Here is an 18,011-nt window from a genome sequence, read left to right on the forward strand (position 1 = left end):
CATTTTGGTTGAGACGTTTATTGGACACTAGGACGTGAGAATTGCACCCGCAAGTGAGTTAAACTTCACAATTGTGCAGGTAAACCTTCGCTTATATCTCATGTTGATCCATCAGAGTTTTTGTAAGTGGTGTTACACGCGGCCCCGCGTCAAACGGGTTTCGAGAGGAGGTTTCTTTTTCCGGCGCCGGAATCGTATGGGCTTTCTGAGTATTGCAAAACCCGTCGGATCCGTCCCAATTCATGTTCGCGAACTCATGCCGAGTTGCATCCCGGTTCACCACAGGTCATATAGCAGAGAATTTCCGCGTTGAGAGGCGTCATGACCCAGTATCTGGATTTCGAAAAACCCCTGGCCGAAATCGAAGGCAAAGCCGAAGAGCTGCGTGCGCTGGCGCGTGCCAATGAAGAGATGGACGTGGCCGAAGAAGCCTCGGCGCTGGATGCCAAGGCTGCGAAACTGCTGGAAGAGCTGTATGCCGATCTGACGCCCTGGCGGAAATGTCAGGTGGCACGGCATCCTGAACGACCCCATTGTCAGGACTATGTTGCCGAGCTGTTCACCGAATTCACGCCCTTGGCCGGAGATCGGAATTTCGCGGACGATCTGGCAGTGATTGGCGGCCTTGCGCGGTTCGATGATCAGCCGGTGATGGTGATCGGACATGAAAAGGGCAGCGACACCAAATCGCGGATCGAGCGCAATTTCGGCATGGCGCGCCCCGAAGGCTATCGCAAAGCCGTGCGCCTGATGGAAATGGCAGGGCGGTTTGGTCTGCCGGTGATTACTTTGATCGACACCGCAGGGGCTTATCCCGGAAAGGGTGCCGAAGAACGCGGCCAATCCGAAGCCATCGCCCGCTCGACCGAGATGTGTCTGAAAATCGGTGTGCCGCTGGTTTCCGTGATCATTGGCGAAGGCGGTTCTGGTGGTGCCGTGGCGTTTGCAACGGCGAACCGTGTGGCAATGCTGGAGCATTCGGTCTATTCGGTGATCTCACCTGAAGGTTGTGCTTCGATCCTGTGGAAAGACTCCGAGAAGATGCGCGAAGCGGCCGAGGCACTGCGTCTGACGGCGCAAGACCTCTATAAACTGGGCATCTGCGACCGGATCATCACCGAGCCCAAAGGCGGTGCCCACCGTGACCGTTTAACAACCTTTGAATCGGTCCGGGCTGCGATCACGGCGATGCTGAAAGATCTGGACGGCAAGGATGCCGCAACGCTGATCCGCGACCGCCGCCAGAAATTCCTTGATATCGGCTCAAAAGGGCTGGCGGCCTGAGCCGTCAACCGCCGAGCCTGCGCAGTAAGTCCACCGAGGGCTCTCCTGTCGCAGGCAGGCCGTTTGCGCGCTGATACGCGCTGATCGCGGATGTGGTGTTCTTGCCGATCACACCATCTGCGCCTTGCGTATCGTAGCCTGCGGATGTCAAGCGCCGCTGCAACTCTTTGCGGTCCTGCAACGTCAGGCCATTTTCATCCGGCCCAAACGACGTCTGAAACGGCGCGCCGCCTGCGATCCGGTCTGACAGATGCCCAACACCAATGGCATAGCTGTCCGAGTTGTTATAGCGTTTGATGACCTGAAAATTCCGGAATACGGCAATGCGGGGTCCCGGGTTCTGCGGTTGCAATACGGAGACTGGCGTGCCGCTGACGGTCCCAACCTCGCCTCCCCAGGGCCGACCCCGCTCCCATCCGGATCGCGCAAGATAAGCCGCTGTTGAGGCCAATGCGTCCGCCGGATCATCCGACCAGATATCGCGCCGTCCGTCACCAGTGAAATCCACCGCAAATGCCTGATACGATGTGGGAATAAACTGCGTATGCCCCATCGCTCCGGCCCAACTGCCGGTCATGTTGGCAGGCGTGGTGTCGCCCTCCTGAATGATCTTCAGCGCAGCCACCAGCTGTTTTTCAAAGAAGGCACCGCGCCGCCCGTCATAGGCCAGCGTAGACGTGGCTGAGATGACCGGTACGTCACCGCGCCGCGCACCATAGCGGCTTTCCAGCCCCCAGACGGCAACGATCACCTCTTTCTCGACACCATATTTTGCCTCGATCTGGGACAGGGTGCTGTTGTGACGCTGCAGCATCTGTTGCCCGGTGCTGATCCGTTCGTCCGAAGCGGCGATGGCCAGATAATCCTCAAGCGAGCGTTTGAACTCCACCTGATTGCGGTCGCGCTCAATCACATCGGGCAGATAGCCAGCCCCTTGAAAGGCGCGGTTGATCGTTGTCTGTGAAATGCCTTGCGCGGCGGCGCGGCCTTTGAATCCTGCGACCCACGCATCCCATCCCGCGTTCGGAACGGTCCGCATTCGGGACGCGGGCGCGTTGCTTGGGGCGCCACCGCCCGAACAGGCCGCAAGCAGGCCTGAACCAAGTAAAACTGAGAATGTCCTGCGGGTGATCATGACTGAAATCTGCTCTTGTTGTGATTGACCTCACAATAGCGCAGACAGGGGCTTCGCACCAGAAATACGCGCCCTTCAAAAGCCTGAAGGTCCGGTAATCCACACCCCTGAGCGGTATGCCGCCTAACTGACCAGCAGCCGCAACCCCTGGGTCACGTCCGAGCGGACTGCCAGACGCAAGCCAGGCTCATCCCCGGCCTTGAGCGCGGCAATGATCAGACGGTGATAATGCGGTGGGTCTGTACGCCGCAACCGACCATAGAGGGCTCGCATTGTCGGCCCCATCTGCAACCAGACGGTTTCGGCGATCGCCAACATGGCCGGGGCCTGCGCCCGCAAATAGAGTGTGCGGTGAAACTCCAGATTGGCGCGAATATAGCCCACCGCGTCCCGTTTCGTGACCATTTCAGCAACGGTCATATTGATGCTCTGCAATCGATCGATCAGTGCGATATGCGCGCGGGGCAGGGCGCGGCTGGCCAGTTCGACCTCCAAAAGCGCGCGCAGCGCGGCAAGTTCTTCTATCCGGTCGTTGGTCAGTTCCGGGGTCGAGACCCGCCCCGAGGTGGACAGGAACAATGCACCCTCGGCCGCCAACCGGCGTACAGCTTCGCGTGCAGGGGTCATTGAGACGCCAAACTCCTTGCCAATCCCTCGCAACGTCAACGCCTGACCTGGTGCAATTTCGCCATGCATAATACGGGATCGCAAAGCCCGGTAAACTTGATCATGGGTGGGCGCCTGGGATTCGGCCGTGCGTGGATTCATCATCCGCTTATGTGATCACAAATTTCAATCCAGTCAATCTGTGGCTTCAAACCGATACCGATGCAGCGCAGCACCGTTGTCCCGCAACCAGCGACGCGGTGCCTTGTAAGGTCCATAGATCTTTTCGACCTGCGCCCAGAAAGCGGGTGAGTGGTTCATCTCGGCCAAATGCGCCACCTCATGCGCCGCAACATAGTGCAGTACATCGGTCGGTGCCATGATCAGGCGCCACGAGAACATCAACCCACCTGCAGAGGTGCAAGACCCCCAGCGTGAACGCGTGTCGCGCAGTGTCAGGGTGCTGTAGGGCAGGCCCAGCATCGCCGCATAATCATCGCTGGCCCCGGTCAGCCGGTCCCGCGCCAGCTCCTTGAGAAAGCGGGCAAGTCGGCGCCCTTCGGCCCCCGCGGGCACGCCAATCTCATCTCTGCGCATCAGGACCCGTCGCCCTGGGGCGTGGACGATTCGGCGCATCTGACCTTCAACCGGAATGGTCTGGCCGATCTGCACGACAGATGGGTCTGGCTGGTCATCCAGATGTTGCCGAATCCACTCTTCTTTCTGATGTGCGAATTTCAACGCCTCGGATTCGGCAATGCCTTGTGGGTAGGTGAGCGTAACGCGCCCATCTAACTGGGAAATCCGCAAACTGATCCGCCGCGCGCGCGCCGATTTGCGCAATGTCAGCGGCACCTGAGGCCGTCCCGGCAATGCATGCTGCCCCATGGGCCGATCTCCTTCGCGCAAAGGCTTTGACAGTGCCTGCCGCATGTGGCAGGTGACCTGAATCATTGTTGAGATTCACCTGATATCAAGGGGATTTGATATGCCCAAGGAAGAATGGGGCGTAAAGCGTGTCTGCCCGACCACCGGCAAACGCTTTTACGACCTGAACAAGGACCCGATCATCAGCCCCTACACGGGTGAGATCGTGGAACTGGAAACCGGCAAAAGCCGGATGATCGCTGCTGATGCGGAAGACGCGGCCTCGGTCAAAGCGCGCGAGGCGTCCTCGGACGAGGATATCGTGCTGGACGATGACGACAATGTCGATGTCGAACTGGACGATGATCTGCTGGACGACGATGACGATGACGGCGACAACGTCTCGCTGGACGACATCAAGGATATGTCGTCGGAAGACGAAAACTGACCGGACCAGAGGCGGCCCGCGCCGCCTCGTTTCCTGCCCGGGTCGGCGGCAAACTTTTTCACCGTTTCGGCTTTTTGGGCTTGAACTCACCTGCGGCGTCTCATAAACGTCCGACCACCGCTGCGGCGGTACCTGCATGGGGCCTTAGCTCAGTTGGGAGAGCGCTTGCATGGCATGCAAGAGGTCAGGGGTTCGACTCCCCTAGGCTCCACCAAAACCTAACAATACAACTAGATAGCAAGCATTAGAGCGGTGTGACACACAGGTGTGACACAAAATGAAGCTGCATGCGTATCTCTCACTGTCTAGACATGGCATTTATTACTTCCGTTGGCCCATACCCGTTGGTATTGGCTTCCACTACTGGGGCTTTGGACAGGCGCACGACTAAACGAATTGTGCCAGTTGCGCGTTGACGATATAGACCAAGAAGATGGCATACCCTTTATCAAGGTCCGCGAAGGTGATGAGGACCAACGTGTCAAATTCGGCAAGAGCAGGCTAGTTCCTATTCATCCTGAATTAGTCCGCCTTGGCTTCTTGCGCTTCGTTCAGGCCCAGCAGGATGCAGGTCAGAAAAGAGTATTCCCGGACCCAAAAGTGGGGGCCATGGGCTACCACTCAGAACAAGCCAGCAAAGACTTTAGCCGCTACATCGACAGCATTGGTGCGAAGACAGTCAAGACCTCATTCCACTCTTTCCGCCACAACTTCAAGGATGCGTGCCGACATGCTGGTGTACAGCCTGACATCAATGACATCCTCTTGGGTCATGCCCTGCCCGGTATCTGAACCTCAAAAGATATACGCTTGTGCCGGGTCATCTATCTTCTTTGCAATTCGGTAATTTGATCGGCTTCGGACCCGAGAATGCTAAACCCTCCGTCTAATGAGGGAAGAGCCGGATGCGATCATGCTTTGCTTAACCCTTCCTCTAATGAGGTAAGAAACGGATGCGTAGCATTTACCGAATGTTCGATCCGTTTGCCCCAGTTGGATTATTGCAAGACTGCGAACAGATTAGGCTTTTTGAATGCCTCATCTGTCTGCCTCTGCAAGGTCAATGTTCAGTATTGATCCGATGATAGTAGGAATGTCCGAATAGTATATTTATTGTATATACATCTATAGATAATATCCATAGTATATACACTGCACTATACCTACATAGTCGAGTTATTGTGTATATGCATATAATATACTAATGGCTTCACTTAGAATGCACACTATGTGTATGTACACTAGGTATTCATCATTAGAAGATACCTAATAGTATATATCATGTGTATATACATAATATATCACACTAAAAGTAATACTATGCACCGATATGCTAAGTGCGCTGGATGGTTAGCCAGTATCAGCATGAAGATTAGTATCCTTGGTATATACAACCAACCAGCACAACATATCTATCTGTTTTATATTACTTTTTATCATTGCATCCGGTTGAATATTGCGGTGAAAGACGTGCCAGCATAAGTAGTCTACCAACCAAATCGAAGAGACTGCACCGGGTACAGAAAAGCACTGCTGACACCAACTTGTTCTATATGCTGGTGAACGCCTTCCTGACCGATGAGCGACCGTGGCCGATCCAATGACTAGAGTACTAAACAGGCTAAGGGATTGGCCAAATCCAGCCGCTACATTCCCTAAATTATGTAAGCAACTGCGACGTAGCAGGCAGACATGTCAGTGTCACGCATGTAGGCTTTCCTTATTGTTACCCAATTTAGCAGCAGGAGACTTACGAAGATGGTGCACAGATTGATAAAGCTCGGCGCGCGCGCTGGGGTCGCCTTGGTTGCATCCGTTTCAATGGCTTGGGCCTGCACAGGGATCATGCTGACAGGAACGGACGGGAGCATCGTTCGCGCAAGAACAGCGGAATGGGGCCCATTCGATCTTGAGACCAAGATCAACGTCATACCAAGGGGCTTCGCTTACAGCGCAGGGGAGATGCCCGATGGACAAGAAGGGGCCGCTTGGACAGGACGCTTTGGGATGGTTGGCATTAGTATGCTGGACCACGGAGCACCTGCTGATGGTATCAATGAGGCTGGATTGACCGCCGGACTGTTCTATTTGCCGGGGTTTACAGAATACCAAGAATATCTGCCCGATCTTGCTGACAACACTATACCCGGCGACCTTCTAGCTGCTTACGTCCTGTCTATGTTCGAGACAGTTGAGGAGGCACAGGCCGGTCTTGAGGGCATACGTGTTGTAGGAGTTGTTGACGAGACGCTCGGCTTCCCGTTTCCGTTCCACATGTTGGTCGCAGACCGCTTTGGTGGCCGGATCGTTGTAGAGTACATTGACGGTGAACTGACCGTCTTTGAGGCTCCGCTTGGTGTCATCACCAACTCGCCTAATTACGACTGGCACATGACCAACCTCAACAACTATGTAAATCTGACGGCTATCGGCCTTCCCGAAGTCGAAGCCAGCGGCGTCACCTTTGCTCCGCTGGGCGCAGGAAGCGGAATGATTGGTCTACCCGGTGATTTCACACCTCCTTCGCGGTTTGTCCGTGCGGTCGCATTCTCTCAAACGGCACGTGAGACAGAAGGCGGATATGACACTGTACGCGAGGCGTTCCGGATACTCGACAACTTCAACATACCAGCCGACGCAGCAGAGGGTGCTCAGGACGATGTACAGTCTGAGGACCTGCTATACAGCGCGACACAGGTAACGACTGCAAGCAACTCACAAGACCTGACGTACTACTATCACACGATGTATGACCGCACTGTGCACATGGTCGATCTCAAACAAATCGACTTCGAAGCGATGGGTGACGAGATGATAGTATTTCCAACAAGTGGCAATCGCGAACCCACAATCGTCGATATGACACCGACCAACTAGTCACATGCGCACTTGGGCCACGGAAGCAACAGAGTGGGAACGTGGCCCAAGACATCAACCCAAACGTACTGGTTGCCTATGTTCGGGTGTGACACTAAGGTGAGACACAGTACAAACCACCACACTACAATAGTGTTTACTATCAGTGCATTAGGCGTTCGGCGGCGTTTCCCCTAGGCTCCACCATCTCACTTTTTGGGTTGAAATTTCCGCTAACACCTTGAATAGGAAGGTGTTTTTAGCGGTTCGATAACCATCATTCCGGCTATAGAGAAGGGGCTCTGCCAAGGTCAAACAGTAGCACTGTTTGCTGCATTGCAAATCCGCCTTTCCTGCAAAGATTCCACGAGTTTGTCAGAAGCTGGAGGGTCGGATCAATAAATTCCGACCGGTGTCTTTTAGAAGGAGGCGCGGAATCGAACTGTCTGCCAGTTTCAGGCGTTGATGTTCCAGTTCTTCGATAAGGGTCTCATATGCGCTGATGACCGTCGGACTAAATGTTTGCACGATACGTCCAAGCAGCGATTTTACTTCGGCATCCAAAAACGCGAACTGTTTGTTCAGCGTTTCCTTGGCGCTCTTGGCCTCTAGGGCACGCGTCTCCCGCAGATCGGTGAACATCGCCCGTGCCATCGCCAAAAGCTGCTTGGTGGGCTGTAGAGAGCACAGAATTGGACGCAGCGAAACTGCAGCGTTCAGCCCTGGATGCCGAATCCAGAGCGATCAGACCTCATGTGTCGAGGCAGTTCTTGGTAACTTGAAAATGAGGCAACTGAGATGACAATCGAAAGCTATATTCGCCGAATTTGAAAAAAGTTGCGTTTCAAACCGGACGATACAAAAGTGAAAGATGGCTGGGGTGGTAGGATTCGAACCTACGATACACGGTACCAAAAACCGCTGCCTTACCACTTGGCTACACCCCAACGGTGAGCGGCTATCTACGACTGTTGGTTTCAGGGTTCAAGAGCTTTTCGACAAAAAAACTTTGCCAGCCGGAAAATAGTTTTTTGAAGGATCACGGCACGTGGTGACCTTATGAATGCCGCCGGATCAGGCTGTTTTGACAGGCAAACGCAGTGCGCGGATTGCGGTTGACTTGAAGTCTTACTCGCGGAGTTCAGACGGGTCGACACCCCATAGGTTGGCCTTCAAGGTCCATCCGCGATGGCCGCCTGCTGAGATGCGGCACCAGTCCAGCGTGCAGGTGCCCAGTCTTGCGACCACGCCTGTTTCGAATTGCGCGTTGACCTGAGACGCCGGATCGGGATTTGCATAGACAGGCAACATGTCGGATTCGACCAAAACCGTGCGTACTCCGGACAACAGCGCATAGTGAACCCAGCCCCCGGCGCCATCGTGATCCTGCACCCTTCTCCAGTTGCCGTATTCTGCCGTGATCTGCAATGGCATTCCCCGGCGCTTGAAGACCCAGTCGATTCGATGGGTCAGAGACGGACCGCGCCGTACGTTGCCTTCCGCTGCTTTCATCGAGACATAACGGGGCAGCGGCAGGTTGGTGACTTGGCCGCGTTTTTCCTGTGCGCTGGCCGTAACCGCACTGATCGCCACCAAAAATACAATCACCAGCGCCACAATCGGGCGTTTTACGAAAAAAATCGAACTCACTGCCTGCCTGCTCTTACGTTCAGTGTTCGTATGTCAAAAAAAGGTCGAGTCTGCGCTCGGCGGGTTCTTGTGCCCGGTGTGATCCTGCGCCACGATGCCATGGCGCGTGACTGATTGCAAAGCAGTAGGAGAGCTGAGGTGCCGAAAGAACGTCTGAGTGTTGTCGTTACGCGACGGTTGCCCGAGGCGGTGGAAACGCGGTTGAGCGAACTGTTCGACGTGCGTTTGCGCGACAGTGATATGCCAATGTCCCGAGAGGAATTGACGGCGGCTGTGAAAGAGGCCGATGTGCTGGTTCCGACCATCACCGACACAATTGATGGCGGCCTTCTCGGGCAGGCCGGAGAGCGGCTGCGCCTGATTGCCAATTACGGCGCCGGGGTGGACAATATTGACGTTGCCACGGCCCGGCAGCGCGGCATCCTGGTGTCAAATACGCCCGGTGTTCTGACCGATGACACAGCCGATATGACCATGGCACTGATTCTGGCCGTGACCCGCCGCATTCCCGAGGGGCTGAGCCAGATGCAAAAGGGCGATTGGGCAGGGTGGGCTCCGACCGCTTTGTTGGGCGGGCGCGTAGGCGGTCGACGTCTGGGGATTCTTGGCATGGGGCGTATAGGTCAGGCTGTTGCCTGCCGCGCCAGCGCCTTTGGCATGCAGGTGCATTACCACAATCGCCGTCGCTTGCGTCCTGAGGTCGAACAGGAGCTTGAGGCAACCTATTGGGAAAGCCTCGATCAGATGGTGGCGCGGATGGATGTGATATCGGTCCATTGCCCCTCAACGCCTTCGACCTTTCATCTGATGAACGCGCGGCGGCTGAAGCTGATGAAGCCTTCGGCAGTGATTGTGAATACATCTCGCGGCGAGGTGATCGATGAAAACGCCCTGACCCGTATGATCCGCGGAGGAGAGATCGCGGGCGCGGGTCTGGATGTCTATGAACACGGTACGGACGTGAATCCGCGTCTCAGGCAGTTGCCGAATGTTGTGCTGCTGCCGCATATGGGATCGGCCACGTTGGAGGGCCGGATCGAGATGGGCGAAAAGGTGATCATCAATATCAAGACATTTGAAGATGGTCACAGGCCGCCGGATCAGGTTGTGCCCGCGATGCTGTGATCCGCAGCCCGCTGCGGTAAAGGAGGAAGACAAATGGTGAAGGCAACGGCTTTGCCCCGGAACGAGGCCGGGATCGATACTGTTTTGGGTATTCTGAAGCAACGTTTTGGTGACCGTCTGCAAACCGGCGCGGCGATCCGCGAACAGCATGGTCACACGACGACCTGGATCGAGAACCAAAGCCCTGACGCTGTTGTGTTCCCCAAAAGCACCGCAGAGGTCGCCGATATCGTAAAGACCTGCGCCGCGCACAAGGTTCCGGTTATCCCGTTTGGCACCGGAACCTCGCTTGAGGGCCATGTAAACGCTCCTGCCGGCGGGATTTCCGTCGATTTGGCGCAGATGGATCAGGTTCTGGCCGTGCATGCGGATGATCTGGATTGCGTCGTGCAGCCAGGTGTGACCCGCACACGGTTGAACGCCCATCTGCGTGATCAAGGGTTGTTCTTTCCAATCGATCCGGGTGCCGATGCTTCGCTGGGCGGGATGGCAGCAACGCGGGCTTCGGGAACGAATGCGGTGCGATATGGCACGATGAAGGATAACATCCTCAGCCTCGAAGCGGTGATGCCTGACGGCCAGATCATTCGCACAGGCCACCGCGCCAAGAAGTCATCGGCGGGGTATGACCTGACGCGCCTGCTGGTCGGGTCCGAGGGGACGCTGGGGATCATCACCGAGATCACGCTGCGCCTTCAGGGTATCCCCGAGGCGATCACGTCGGCCCGGTGTTCATTCCCGACCGTCGACGCGGCCTGTCGCGCCGTGATGACAACGATCCAGTACGGTATTCCTGTGGCCCGGATTGAGCTTCTGGACGAAATGTCAGTCAAAGCGGCAAATGCTTATTCCGGTCTGAGCTTGCCTGAGACACCTTTGTTGCTGCTGGAATTCCACGGCTCTGACAGCGGTGCTGCGGAACAGGCCGAGACGTTTGGCCAGATCGCGGAAGAATTCGGAGGTGGCGATTTTGCGGCGACCTCGACCACGGAAGAGCGGAACAAGCTTTGGCAGGCGCGGCACGATATGTATTGGGCCAGTCTGCAACTGCGACCGGGCGCACGCGGGATATCAACGGATGTCTGCGTCCCGATCTCGCGGTTGGCGGAATGCGTCACTGCAACTCAGGAAAAGGCCGAAGCGATGGCTCTGATGGCGCCGATGGTCGGGCATGTGGGGGATGGCAACTTTCACACTCTGCTGTTGATAGACATGGAAGACGCCGAAGAAGTGGCCAATGCCGATGTTTTTGTCGGGTGGTTGAACGAGCTGGCGATTTCGATGGAGGGAACCTGTACCGGCGAGCACGGGATCGGACAGGGCAAACGCCCCTATCTGGTGAAGGAACTCGGACAGGCCACTCATTACATGGCTGCGATCAAATCGGTCATCGATCCGGATAACATCATGAATCCGGGTAAGATATTATAGCGGATTGGATGTTGGAATACCCACCAGTCTCCTTGTTGCGGTCACACCCGCGCCCCAATCCGCAATCAGTATCAGCGCCAAAGCAGATTGAGACTCTTTGGGGCAAGAGATGGACGCCGTACGTTTTGTTGGATTTCTGCTGATTGCAATAAGTGTTGTGATCGGTCTTGACTACTATCAGCAAGACAAAAAGCACGAAGGTCTCTTGTCGCTGAGCGGCTATCTCGACACGGTCAACGATCGCTTCAACGTGTATCAGACAGAACGCGTGGCCAAACAGGCGGAAAGTGATCGTAAGGACCGCTGGAAAGCGGGGACGAAGTCGTTTTTGCCCACGGCAACTGAAAGTTGGGTAAGACATGAGCTATCGGACGAACAGACTGCGCCTGTGACAAATGTCCTGACCCAGTTTGCGCCCACGCCTTTGATCAGCTCAATTTCCACCCCGCAGGAACTTGCGGCCCTGCGCAGTTCGGGGCGCGAGGGTTTGGTTCGTAAGCTGGCGGAAACAGGTGCCGTCTATTCCAGTGAAGGCCAGACCTTTTGGCTCGACATCTCGCTCAAGCCAAAATCTGCACGGAACTCGCTTGCGAACTTGGCGCTGGGGCGGCAGGCGGCTTTTCTGAATGCGATGTCTGTCAAGCAAGGCTTCGCAGTGATCGACGGTGTCGGTTTCGTTGAGGTTCTGGAAAACGCAGCCATACAGAATTCGAACAGGGAATATCGCAGCATAGAAGGTCGTATCGGATTTGACGAAGAGGTCGTGATCCGACTGCAGACCCGGGCTGATGACACCGCGATCCGGGATATACTCGAGCGAATCGACTACGCGGGCCTGAATGAGTTGCTGGCCTATCCGTCACCTGTTGTTGGGGCGGGTATTTTCGTACCCGACGATCAGCAGCCGGAAATGGCAAGCAAGATGGATGATCTTTACGGTCAGATGCAGCGGATGCAGGACAAGGTATCGGCTGAAAAAATTCAGAACATGGATATGACGGCATTGATGGTCAACACGCTGACGGCCTCGGGGTTTAATAGTGACGGGCTGATGGACGTAACCGGTGGCAAGGTATTTGAAAACCAGCAGGTTATGCAGATCGGGTACGGGCGGGCGCAAGAGCTGTTGCTTACATCCGATCAACGTCAGGCCAGCGCTGAACCGAAATCCGAGGGGCGTGGACTTTTGGGGCGCTTGATGGCCAAGCTGCCTGCCGTTGGCTCCGGAACGGTTGAGACCGCGCAAAAGGCTCCGGTACAAGAAACCCCGGCACCGCGCGAGGTGCGGGTTCACAAAGGGGGCGGGATCAAGCCCTGCGCACAGGTAGGCAGCATCAAGCGCTGTTCCGTGGGCGGGAATTAGGGCTGCGGCCTGCGAAACCATGATCCGCAGTAACCTGCGGGTCGTTTTTTTCTTATCACAGGTCGGATGAATGTCGCGCCGGGCGTCTCAAATACGCCATATGGTGTCAACTGAATTCAAGCGGAGACACCCGGCTATGAAAACCCAAGTCAAAGCACTGGTCGTTGGCGGTGGCGCCGTCGGCACCTCGATTGCCTATCACCTGGCCAAGGCAGGCTGGGACGATGTGATGCTGATCGAACGCGATGAGCTGACCTCCGGGTCCACCTGGCACGCAGCTGGCCTGCTGCCGCTGTTCAATATGTCCTATGCGACGACCCATATCCACAAGTATTCGGTCGATTTCTACAAGCAGCTTGAGGCTGAGACTGGCCTGAACGCAGGCTTCGCCGTGGTCGGCAACCTGCGCATGGCGCAGACGCAAGAGCGTATGGACGAATATATGCTCTATGCCTCGACAGCCGAGACCTGCGACGTTGCCTATGAATGGCTGACCCCGGATCAGATCAAGGAACGCTGGCCGCTGATCGAAACCGGAGACCTGAAAGGCGCGATCTATCACACCGAAGATGGCTATATTAACCCCGCCGACGTGACCCAGGCGATGGCCAAAGGTGCCCGTCAGCGCGGCGTCGACATCGTTCGTAAGATGCAGGCGGATGCCTTCCACTGGAACGGCACTCATTGGGAAGTCACCTGCACCAAGATGGTCGAACAAGGCGGCAACCTCGTCCCCTCGGATGAGCAGGTCGTCATCACCGCCGAGCATGTCGTGACAGCATCGGGCAACCACGCACAGCGCACCGCCAAGATGCTGGGTATCAAGATGCCCGCGATCCCGGTTGAACACACGTTCATCGTCATGGACAAAGACCCTGAGCTGGTCAAATGGCGTGAAGCCGGTAACCCCGAGCACCCCGTTGTGCGTGACGCCGACAATGAATCCTATGCGCGCGAGGAACGAGGCGGTTGGATTCTGGGTATCTACGAACACGGTGCGCCTGCGCGTTTCGAACATGGCGTTCCGGACAGCTTCCGCGCTGACCTGTTCCCGCTGGATATCGACCGGATTGCCGATCAGTACATGGCGATGGCCGAACGCGTGCCGTCTTGCGCCGACTCCGGCCTGAAAGATGATTTCAACGGCCCGATCTGCTACACTCCAGATGGCAACCCTCTGGTTGGCCCCGCGCCGGGGCTGCGCAACATGTGGCTGGCCGAGGGCTTCAGCTTCGGGATCACCGCTGCAGGCGGCACCGGCTACTATCTGGCGCAAATGATGGTCGATGGCGAAGCCGAGATCGACATGGCTTCGCTGGACCCCAAGCGGTATTCGTCCAACTGGATGACCACCGAATTCGCGGCGCGCAAGAACGAAGAGTGCTATGAGCACGTCTACATCCTGCACCACCCCGATGAAGAGCGCGCGGCTTGCCGTCCGCTGCGCACTGTTCCGGCCTATGACCGCCAGAAAGCGCGCGGCGCTCAGTTCGGCTGGGTGAACGGTTGGGAACGTCCCAACTACTTTGGCCCGGTCGATGCACCTGAGAACTTCGACCATGACGCCCGCAGCTTCCGCCGCGGCGGCTGGTGGAAACACGCCGTCGAAGAAGCCAAGGCGATCCGTGAAGGCGTTGGCCTGATCGACGCGTCGGCCTTTACCAAACATGTCGTCAAAGGCCCCGGCGCCACCCAGTTTCTGGATTGGTTCACCTGCAACAAGCTGCCCAAGGTCGGTCGTATTAACCTGACCTATGCGCTGACCTCGCACGGCACCACCCGCACCGAATACACCATCGTCCGCAATGGCGAGAACAACTACTACATCGTCTCCGCCGGTGCCTGGACCGAGTATGACGCCGACTACCTGCGTAAGGCGGCCGAGGACAAGATGGAGGAGTTCGGTTATATCGAAATCCAGGACGTGACCACACAGTGGGGCGTCTTTGCCATCGCCGGACCCAAGTCGCGCGACGTTCTGAAAGAGGTGATCAAAGACGCCGACCCGGACACCGCGCTGTCCAACAAGCGCTTCCCGTGGCTGTCGGCCCGTCAGATCGAATTGGGTATGTGCCCGGTGAACGCGATCCGCGTGGCTTATACCGGTGAGCTGGGCTGGGAATTGCACCACCCGATCGAGATGCAGAACTACCTGTTCGACCTGCTGGAAAAAGCCGGTGAGAAGCACGGAATGAAGCTGGTCGGCGCGCGCGCCCAGAACTGGCTGCGTCAGGAGAAATCCTATCGCGCCTTCGGCACTGAACTGGGTCGCGATGCGACCCCGCTTGAGGCCGACCTGCCGCGTTTTGTCGACCTGTCGAAAGACTTCTACGGCAAGGCCAAGCTGGAAGAGACCGGTGTGCGCTTCAAGTGCTGCACCCTGCTGATCGATGGACCGGACGATGCCGACCCGTGGGGCCGCGAGGCGCTCTACACGCCCGAAGGTCAGCGCGTTGGTCGTCTGACCTCGGGCGGCTACTCGGTGGCGTTCGAAAAATCCATCGGCATGGGTTATGTGACGCCCGAACTTGCAGTTGAAGGCACCAAGCTGAAGGTCAAGATTCAGGGCAAACTGTGGGATGCGGTCGTGACCTGCGACAGCCCCTACGACCCGAAGAACGAAACCATCCGCAAGGACGGCTGACACGGAAAAAGACCGAGGCGGCGCGTGTGAATGCGTCGCCTGCGGCGACACATGCCTCCGGCGGAGGTATTTACGAACAGAAGAAGCGGGGGCTGGTGGCAAGATCCAGCCCCCCTGCTTTTGGCAAGGGGGCCTTCTCCTGTTACGGCCATCGGCGCCTCCGCCTGTACCGCAAAGGTGTTCTTGGCACGGAGAAGTTAAGAAACCATTTCTTCTTCTGTTCAAAAATACCTCCGCCGGAGGCAAGCCTGCGCGAGCAGGCTTTTGCGACCTTAAGCTGATCCGGCAGAGAGCTCGTCGAAACACTCCATGGCCTTGGCCGCGTACATCATGGATGGGCCTCCGCCCATCTGGACGGCAACAGCCAGCACATCTGCAACCTCGTCCCGGGTCGCACCGGCTTTGACCAGCGCTTCGGCGTGAAGCGTAATACAAGGCTCGCACCGAATTGCGATTGCCATGCCCAAAGCGATGAACTCTTTGGTTTTGTAATCCAACATCCCATCTTGCTTGACGGTTTTGCCCAATGCGCCAAAAGCACGGGCAGTATCCGGGATGGCGGAATTCAGATTTCGTAATCCTTTACGTGTGCTTGACAGTTTGTCTTGCCAGTTCATGTTTGTGACCTCTAACACATATTGCAGTTAGAATGTGATGGAGGACGTGGGCTGAAGCCTTGATCTTGATCAGATCGGCGGCTTCTGGGCGACGAAGGCCAGATTGTTGGCGGGCATTTTTGTCAATTCGACCAGATCCAGCTGACACTGCCTCAGCAATTTCAGGATGTCTTGATCGTCCTTGTAACCGATCTCGGGGTCCTGTTGTACCAAGGCGTTATGGAACCGCAGATCGCCATCGCTGGTCAGACGACCTGACCGTTTGAATGGGCCGTACAAGACGAGGCGGCCCGAAACACTCAGCGTCAGCGCAGCTTCGCGCACCAGTGTCTGCGCGTCTTGCCAAGGGATCAGATGCAGGAGGTTGATCAGTACAATCAGGTCTTGTCCGGTGAACGCGCCATGCCATCCTGAGGACGTGGCATTCAGGTCGATGGCGTTTTCGACATTTTCCAATCCGCGCGCGTATGCATCAATACTTGAGCGTCGTTCGGGATCGATTTCGCTGGGTTGCCAGTGAAGATCGGGTAAGCGTCGTGCGAATTCCGCGACATGCTGGCCTGTTCCGCTGGCAAGCTCCAAAGCGCGACCGGTGGCGGGGGCGATCCGTTCCAGCAAAGCGCTCAGGGCATCGGTATTCCGGCTGGCCGCAGGTGCAATCAGTTTATGGCCATCACCGTGCACAGCACCGCCAGCCGTTTTCGGGAGCTTGTGAGAGGTCATGTGCGAAACCGCTCGGCACTGAGAGAGACCGTTGCGGCGGCGTCCAATTGAGGGGATGCACCGGTTACAAGATCGGACAGCAACTGCCCTGCAGCAGGTGCCGTCTGGAATCCGTACCCGCCTTGCCCGGCGGCCCAGATGAACGACGGATCTAACGGGTCCGGTCCCAGAACCAGTGTTCCGTCCTGAACAAAGCTGCGTAACCCGGCCCAGTTGGTTTCGACCCGTGTGACGGGCTCGGTGACCATGGCTTCGTACCTGGCTATCCCTTCTGCCAGCACAAAATCATCCGCAAAAGCGTCATGGGGCGGAACCGGATCCGCGTCAGCCGGAGAGACCAGCAATTTTCCGGCATCGGGTTTGGCATACCAGCTTTCGCCAGCCCCCAGCATCACGGGCCATTTGCGCAGGTCGTGCCCTCCGGGTGCGGGAATGCGGGCGATGGAACGGCGGCATGGTGTAATTCCAATCGGCTCAATGCCCGAAAGCCACGCGACCTCGTCGGCCCAGGCTCCGGCCGCATTTACAATTTGGCGGGCCTCGAACGTTTGGCTGGCGCTGATGGTCCAATGGTCCGTTTTGCCAATCGTGTGAACGCGCTGATTGCACAGAATTTGACCTGAATTGGCACGAATGGTTCGGGCGAAATTCTGTAAAACGCGATCTGTGTCGATATCGAATGCGTTTTCGCTGAGGGCTGCTAAACACACAGTGTTGGGGTTCAGGATTGGAATCTGACGCTGGGCGTCGGATATGGATATCTGCTGTAAACCCATATCCGCGACGTCGCGGTGAAACAGGTCGCTTTGGTCCTTGTCTGCCAACAACATCAATCCACGAGAGGACAGGTAATCTCCCTCTTCGAAAAATGCAGCACTCGCTGCGTTCAGGGCCATCACAGAAGGCGGGCCATAGCCTTTTTCAAACAGCGCAGCGGATCGGCCTGACGTGTGATAGCCCAAGGCCGTTTCGGCCTCTAATACCGTGACTGAGCCATGACTGGACAAGTATGCGCCAGCGCTCAGTCCGGCGATGCCACCTCCTATCACAAGAAAATCAATCATCAAAAAGACCTCGGAAGGGAGGGTTGCTCGGGTTGTCTGAATTTCGGCGGGTGTCGCACATAGCCAAACCATCGCACGCCTCAGAGGCGTCGGAAAGACGCATGATGGTATCAAAGGAACTTGATTGGCCGCCTTCAGCCTGCTTTTAGTGCAACATCAGAGGATTTGGAGACAGATGTGGACGCCGTAGATATTCAC

General features: G+C 56.6%; 16 protein-coding genes and 2 tRNA genes. 9 read left to right on the plus strand and 9 right to left on the minus strand.

All coding sequences use genetic code 11. From position 1 onward, the window contains the following. Positions 1-321 precede the first annotated feature (321 nt). Positions 322-1,284 carry an acetyl-CoA carboxylase carboxyltransferase subunit alpha gene (locus ACRZ9X_RS17305; RefSeq protein WP_480521112.1) on the plus strand — a complete coding sequence of 321 codons (963 nt, stop codon included), beginning with the start codon at positions 322-324 and terminating at the stop codon, positions 1,282-1,284. A 4-nt stretch (positions 1,285-1,288) separates the two neighbouring features. On the opposite strand, the gene ACRZ9X_RS17310 is transcribed toward ACRZ9X_RS17305, so the two are convergent. The 3 genes from ACRZ9X_RS17310 to ACRZ9X_RS17320 all read right to left on the minus strand — a co-directional run bounded on the left by ACRZ9X_RS17310 (position 1,289) and on the right by ACRZ9X_RS17320 (position 3,913). Then, positions 1,289-2,419 carry a lytic murein transglycosylase gene (locus ACRZ9X_RS17310; protein WP_480521113.1) on the minus strand — a complete coding sequence of 377 codons (1,131 nt, stop codon included), beginning with the start codon at positions 2,417-2,419 and terminating at the stop codon, positions 1,289-1,291. Positions 2,420-2,542: 123 nt separating this feature from the next. Further along, a complete protein-coding gene (locus ACRZ9X_RS17315) occupies positions 2,543-3,190 on the minus strand; it encodes a GntR family transcriptional regulator (RefSeq protein ID WP_480521115.1) in 648 nt (215 codons plus the stop codon). Between the two features lie 30 nt (positions 3,191-3,220). Next, positions 3,221-3,913: a M48 family metallopeptidase gene (locus ACRZ9X_RS17320; RefSeq protein ID WP_480521117.1), complete on the minus strand. Its 693-nt coding sequence runs from the start codon at positions 3,911-3,913 to the stop codon at positions 3,221-3,223. A gap of 100 nt (positions 3,914-4,013) precedes the next feature. Here ACRZ9X_RS17320 and ACRZ9X_RS17325 point away from each other — a divergent pair, with 100 nt between their 5' ends. From ACRZ9X_RS17325 to ACRZ9X_RS17340, 4 genes are all read left to right on the plus strand, one after another. Next, a complete protein-coding gene (locus ACRZ9X_RS17325) occupies positions 4,014-4,340 on the plus strand; it encodes a TIGR02300 family protein (protein WP_480521119.1) in 327 nt (108 codons plus the stop codon). 138 nt (positions 4,341-4,478) lie between these two features. Beyond that, a tRNA-Ala gene (locus ACRZ9X_RS17330) sits at positions 4,479-4,554 on the plus strand. Positions 4,555-4,670: 116 nt separating this feature from the next. Then, entirely contained in the window at positions 4,671-5,132 is a 462-nt protein-coding gene (locus ACRZ9X_RS17335) for a site-specific integrase (protein WP_480521121.1), read from the plus strand. A 966-nt stretch (positions 5,133-6,098) separates the two neighbouring features. After that, complete coding sequence (locus ACRZ9X_RS17340) at positions 6,099-7,217, plus strand: linear amide C-N hydrolase (RefSeq protein WP_480521123.1); 1,119 nt, start codon at positions 6,099-6,101, stop codon at positions 7,215-7,217. A 354-nt stretch (positions 7,218-7,571) separates the two neighbouring features. On the opposite strand, the gene ACRZ9X_RS17345 is transcribed toward ACRZ9X_RS17340, so the two are convergent. From ACRZ9X_RS17345 to ACRZ9X_RS17355, 3 genes are all read right to left on the minus strand, one after another. Next, a complete protein-coding gene (locus tag ACRZ9X_RS17345; protein ID WP_480521125.1) occupies positions 7,572-7,850 on the minus strand; it encodes a hypothetical protein in 279 nt (92 codons plus the stop codon). A 218-nt stretch (positions 7,851-8,068) separates the two neighbouring features. Beyond that, positions 8,069-8,143: transfer RNA gene (locus ACRZ9X_RS17350), tRNA-Gln, on the minus strand. A gap of 181 nt (positions 8,144-8,324) precedes the next feature. Continuing rightward, positions 8,325-8,813, minus strand: a complete 489-nt coding sequence (locus tag ACRZ9X_RS17355; RefSeq protein WP_480521381.1) for an SH3 domain-containing protein — start codon at positions 8,811-8,813, stop codon at positions 8,325-8,327. A 171-nt stretch (positions 8,814-8,984) separates the two neighbouring features. Here ACRZ9X_RS17355 and ACRZ9X_RS17360 point away from each other — a divergent pair, with 171 nt between their 5' ends. From ACRZ9X_RS17360 to ACRZ9X_RS17375, 4 genes are all read left to right on the plus strand, one after another. After that, positions 8,985-9,971, plus strand: a complete 987-nt coding sequence (locus ACRZ9X_RS17360; RefSeq protein ID WP_480521127.1) for a 2-hydroxyacid dehydrogenase — start codon at positions 8,985-8,987, stop codon at positions 9,969-9,971. 33 nt (positions 9,972-10,004) lie between these two features. Then, the gene (locus ACRZ9X_RS17365; RefSeq protein ID WP_480521129.1) at positions 10,005-11,402 is read left to right on the plus strand and encodes an FAD-binding oxidoreductase; all 1,398 of its coding nucleotides are present in this window, start codon (positions 10,005-10,007) and stop codon (positions 11,400-11,402) included. A gap of 109 nt (positions 11,403-11,511) precedes the next feature. Then, positions 11,512-12,765: a hypothetical protein gene (locus tag ACRZ9X_RS17370; RefSeq protein ID WP_480521131.1), complete on the plus strand. Its 1,254-nt coding sequence runs from the start codon at positions 11,512-11,514 to the stop codon at positions 12,763-12,765. Between the two features lie 136 nt (positions 12,766-12,901). After that, the gene (locus ACRZ9X_RS17375) at positions 12,902-15,409 is read left to right on the plus strand and encodes a GcvT family protein (RefSeq protein ID WP_480521133.1); all 2,508 of its coding nucleotides are present in this window, start codon (positions 12,902-12,904) and stop codon (positions 15,407-15,409) included. 272 nt (positions 15,410-15,681) lie between these two features. On the opposite strand, the gene ACRZ9X_RS17380 is transcribed toward ACRZ9X_RS17375, so the two are convergent. From ACRZ9X_RS17380 to ACRZ9X_RS17390, 3 genes are all read right to left on the minus strand, one after another. Further along, the gene (locus ACRZ9X_RS17380) at positions 15,682-16,026 is read right to left on the minus strand and encodes a carboxymuconolactone decarboxylase family protein (RefSeq protein WP_480521135.1); all 345 of its coding nucleotides are present in this window, start codon (positions 16,024-16,026) and stop codon (positions 15,682-15,684) included. 69 nt (positions 16,027-16,095) lie between these two features. Further along, complete coding sequence (locus ACRZ9X_RS17385) at positions 16,096-16,749, minus strand: DUF938 domain-containing protein (RefSeq protein WP_480521137.1); 654 nt, start codon at positions 16,747-16,749, stop codon at positions 16,096-16,098. Then, the gene (locus ACRZ9X_RS17390; protein ID WP_480521139.1) at positions 16,746-17,813 is read right to left on the minus strand and encodes an NAD(P)/FAD-dependent oxidoreductase; all 1,068 of its coding nucleotides are present in this window, start codon (positions 17,811-17,813) and stop codon (positions 16,746-16,748) included. Before ACRZ9X_RS17390 ends, ACRZ9X_RS17385 begins: the two co-directional genes overlap by 4 nt. Positions 17,814-18,011: the final 198 nt, after the last annotated feature.

The sequence above is a fragment of the Ruegeria sp. AL1 genome, assembly GCF_056540905.1.

Bases quoted from the DNA above. Each gene is read 5' to 3' on its own strand.
- ACRZ9X_RS17380 (WP_480521135.1), bottom strand. From the start codon at position 16,026: ATGAACTGGCAAGACAAACTGTCAAGCACACGTAAAGGATTACGAAAT.
- ACRZ9X_RS17385 (WP_480521137.1), bottom strand. From the start codon at position 16,749: ATGACCTCTCACAAGCTCCCGAAAACGGCTGGCGGTGCTGTGCACGGT.
- ACRZ9X_RS17320 (WP_480521117.1), bottom strand. From the start codon at position 3,913: ATGGGGCAGCATGCATTGCCGGGACGGCCTCAGGTGCCGCTGACATTG.
- ACRZ9X_RS17315 (WP_480521115.1), bottom strand. From the start codon at position 3,190: ATGATGAATCCACGCACGGCCGAATCCCAGGCGCCCACCCATGATCAA.
- ACRZ9X_RS17345 (WP_480521125.1), bottom strand. From the start codon at position 7,850: ATGGCACGGGCGATGTTCACCGATCTGCGGGAGACGCGTGCCCTAGAG.
- ACRZ9X_RS17305 (WP_480521112.1), top strand. From the start codon at position 322: ATGACCCAGTATCTGGATTTCGAAAAACCCCTGGCCGAAATCGAAGGC.
- ACRZ9X_RS17370 (WP_480521131.1), top strand. From the start codon at position 11,512: ATGGACGCCGTACGTTTTGTTGGATTTCTGCTGATTGCAATAAGTGTT.
- ACRZ9X_RS17340 (WP_480521123.1), top strand. From the start codon at position 6,099: ATGGTGCACAGATTGATAAAGCTCGGCGCGCGCGCTGGGGTCGCCTTG.
- ACRZ9X_RS17375 (WP_480521133.1), top strand. From the start codon at position 12,902: ATGAAAACCCAAGTCAAAGCACTGGTCGTTGGCGGTGGCGCCGTCGGC.
- ACRZ9X_RS17325 (WP_480521119.1), top strand. From the start codon at position 4,014: ATGCCCAAGGAAGAATGGGGCGTAAAGCGTGTCTGCCCGACCACCGGC.
- ACRZ9X_RS17310 (WP_480521113.1), bottom strand. From the start codon at position 2,419: ATGATCACCCGCAGGACATTCTCAGTTTTACTTGGTTCAGGCCTGCTT.
- ACRZ9X_RS17390 (WP_480521139.1), bottom strand. From the start codon at position 17,813: ATGATTGATTTTCTTGTGATAGGAGGTGGCATCGCCGGACTGAGCGCT.
- ACRZ9X_RS17365 (WP_480521129.1), top strand. From the start codon at position 10,005: ATGGTGAAGGCAACGGCTTTGCCCCGGAACGAGGCCGGGATCGATACT.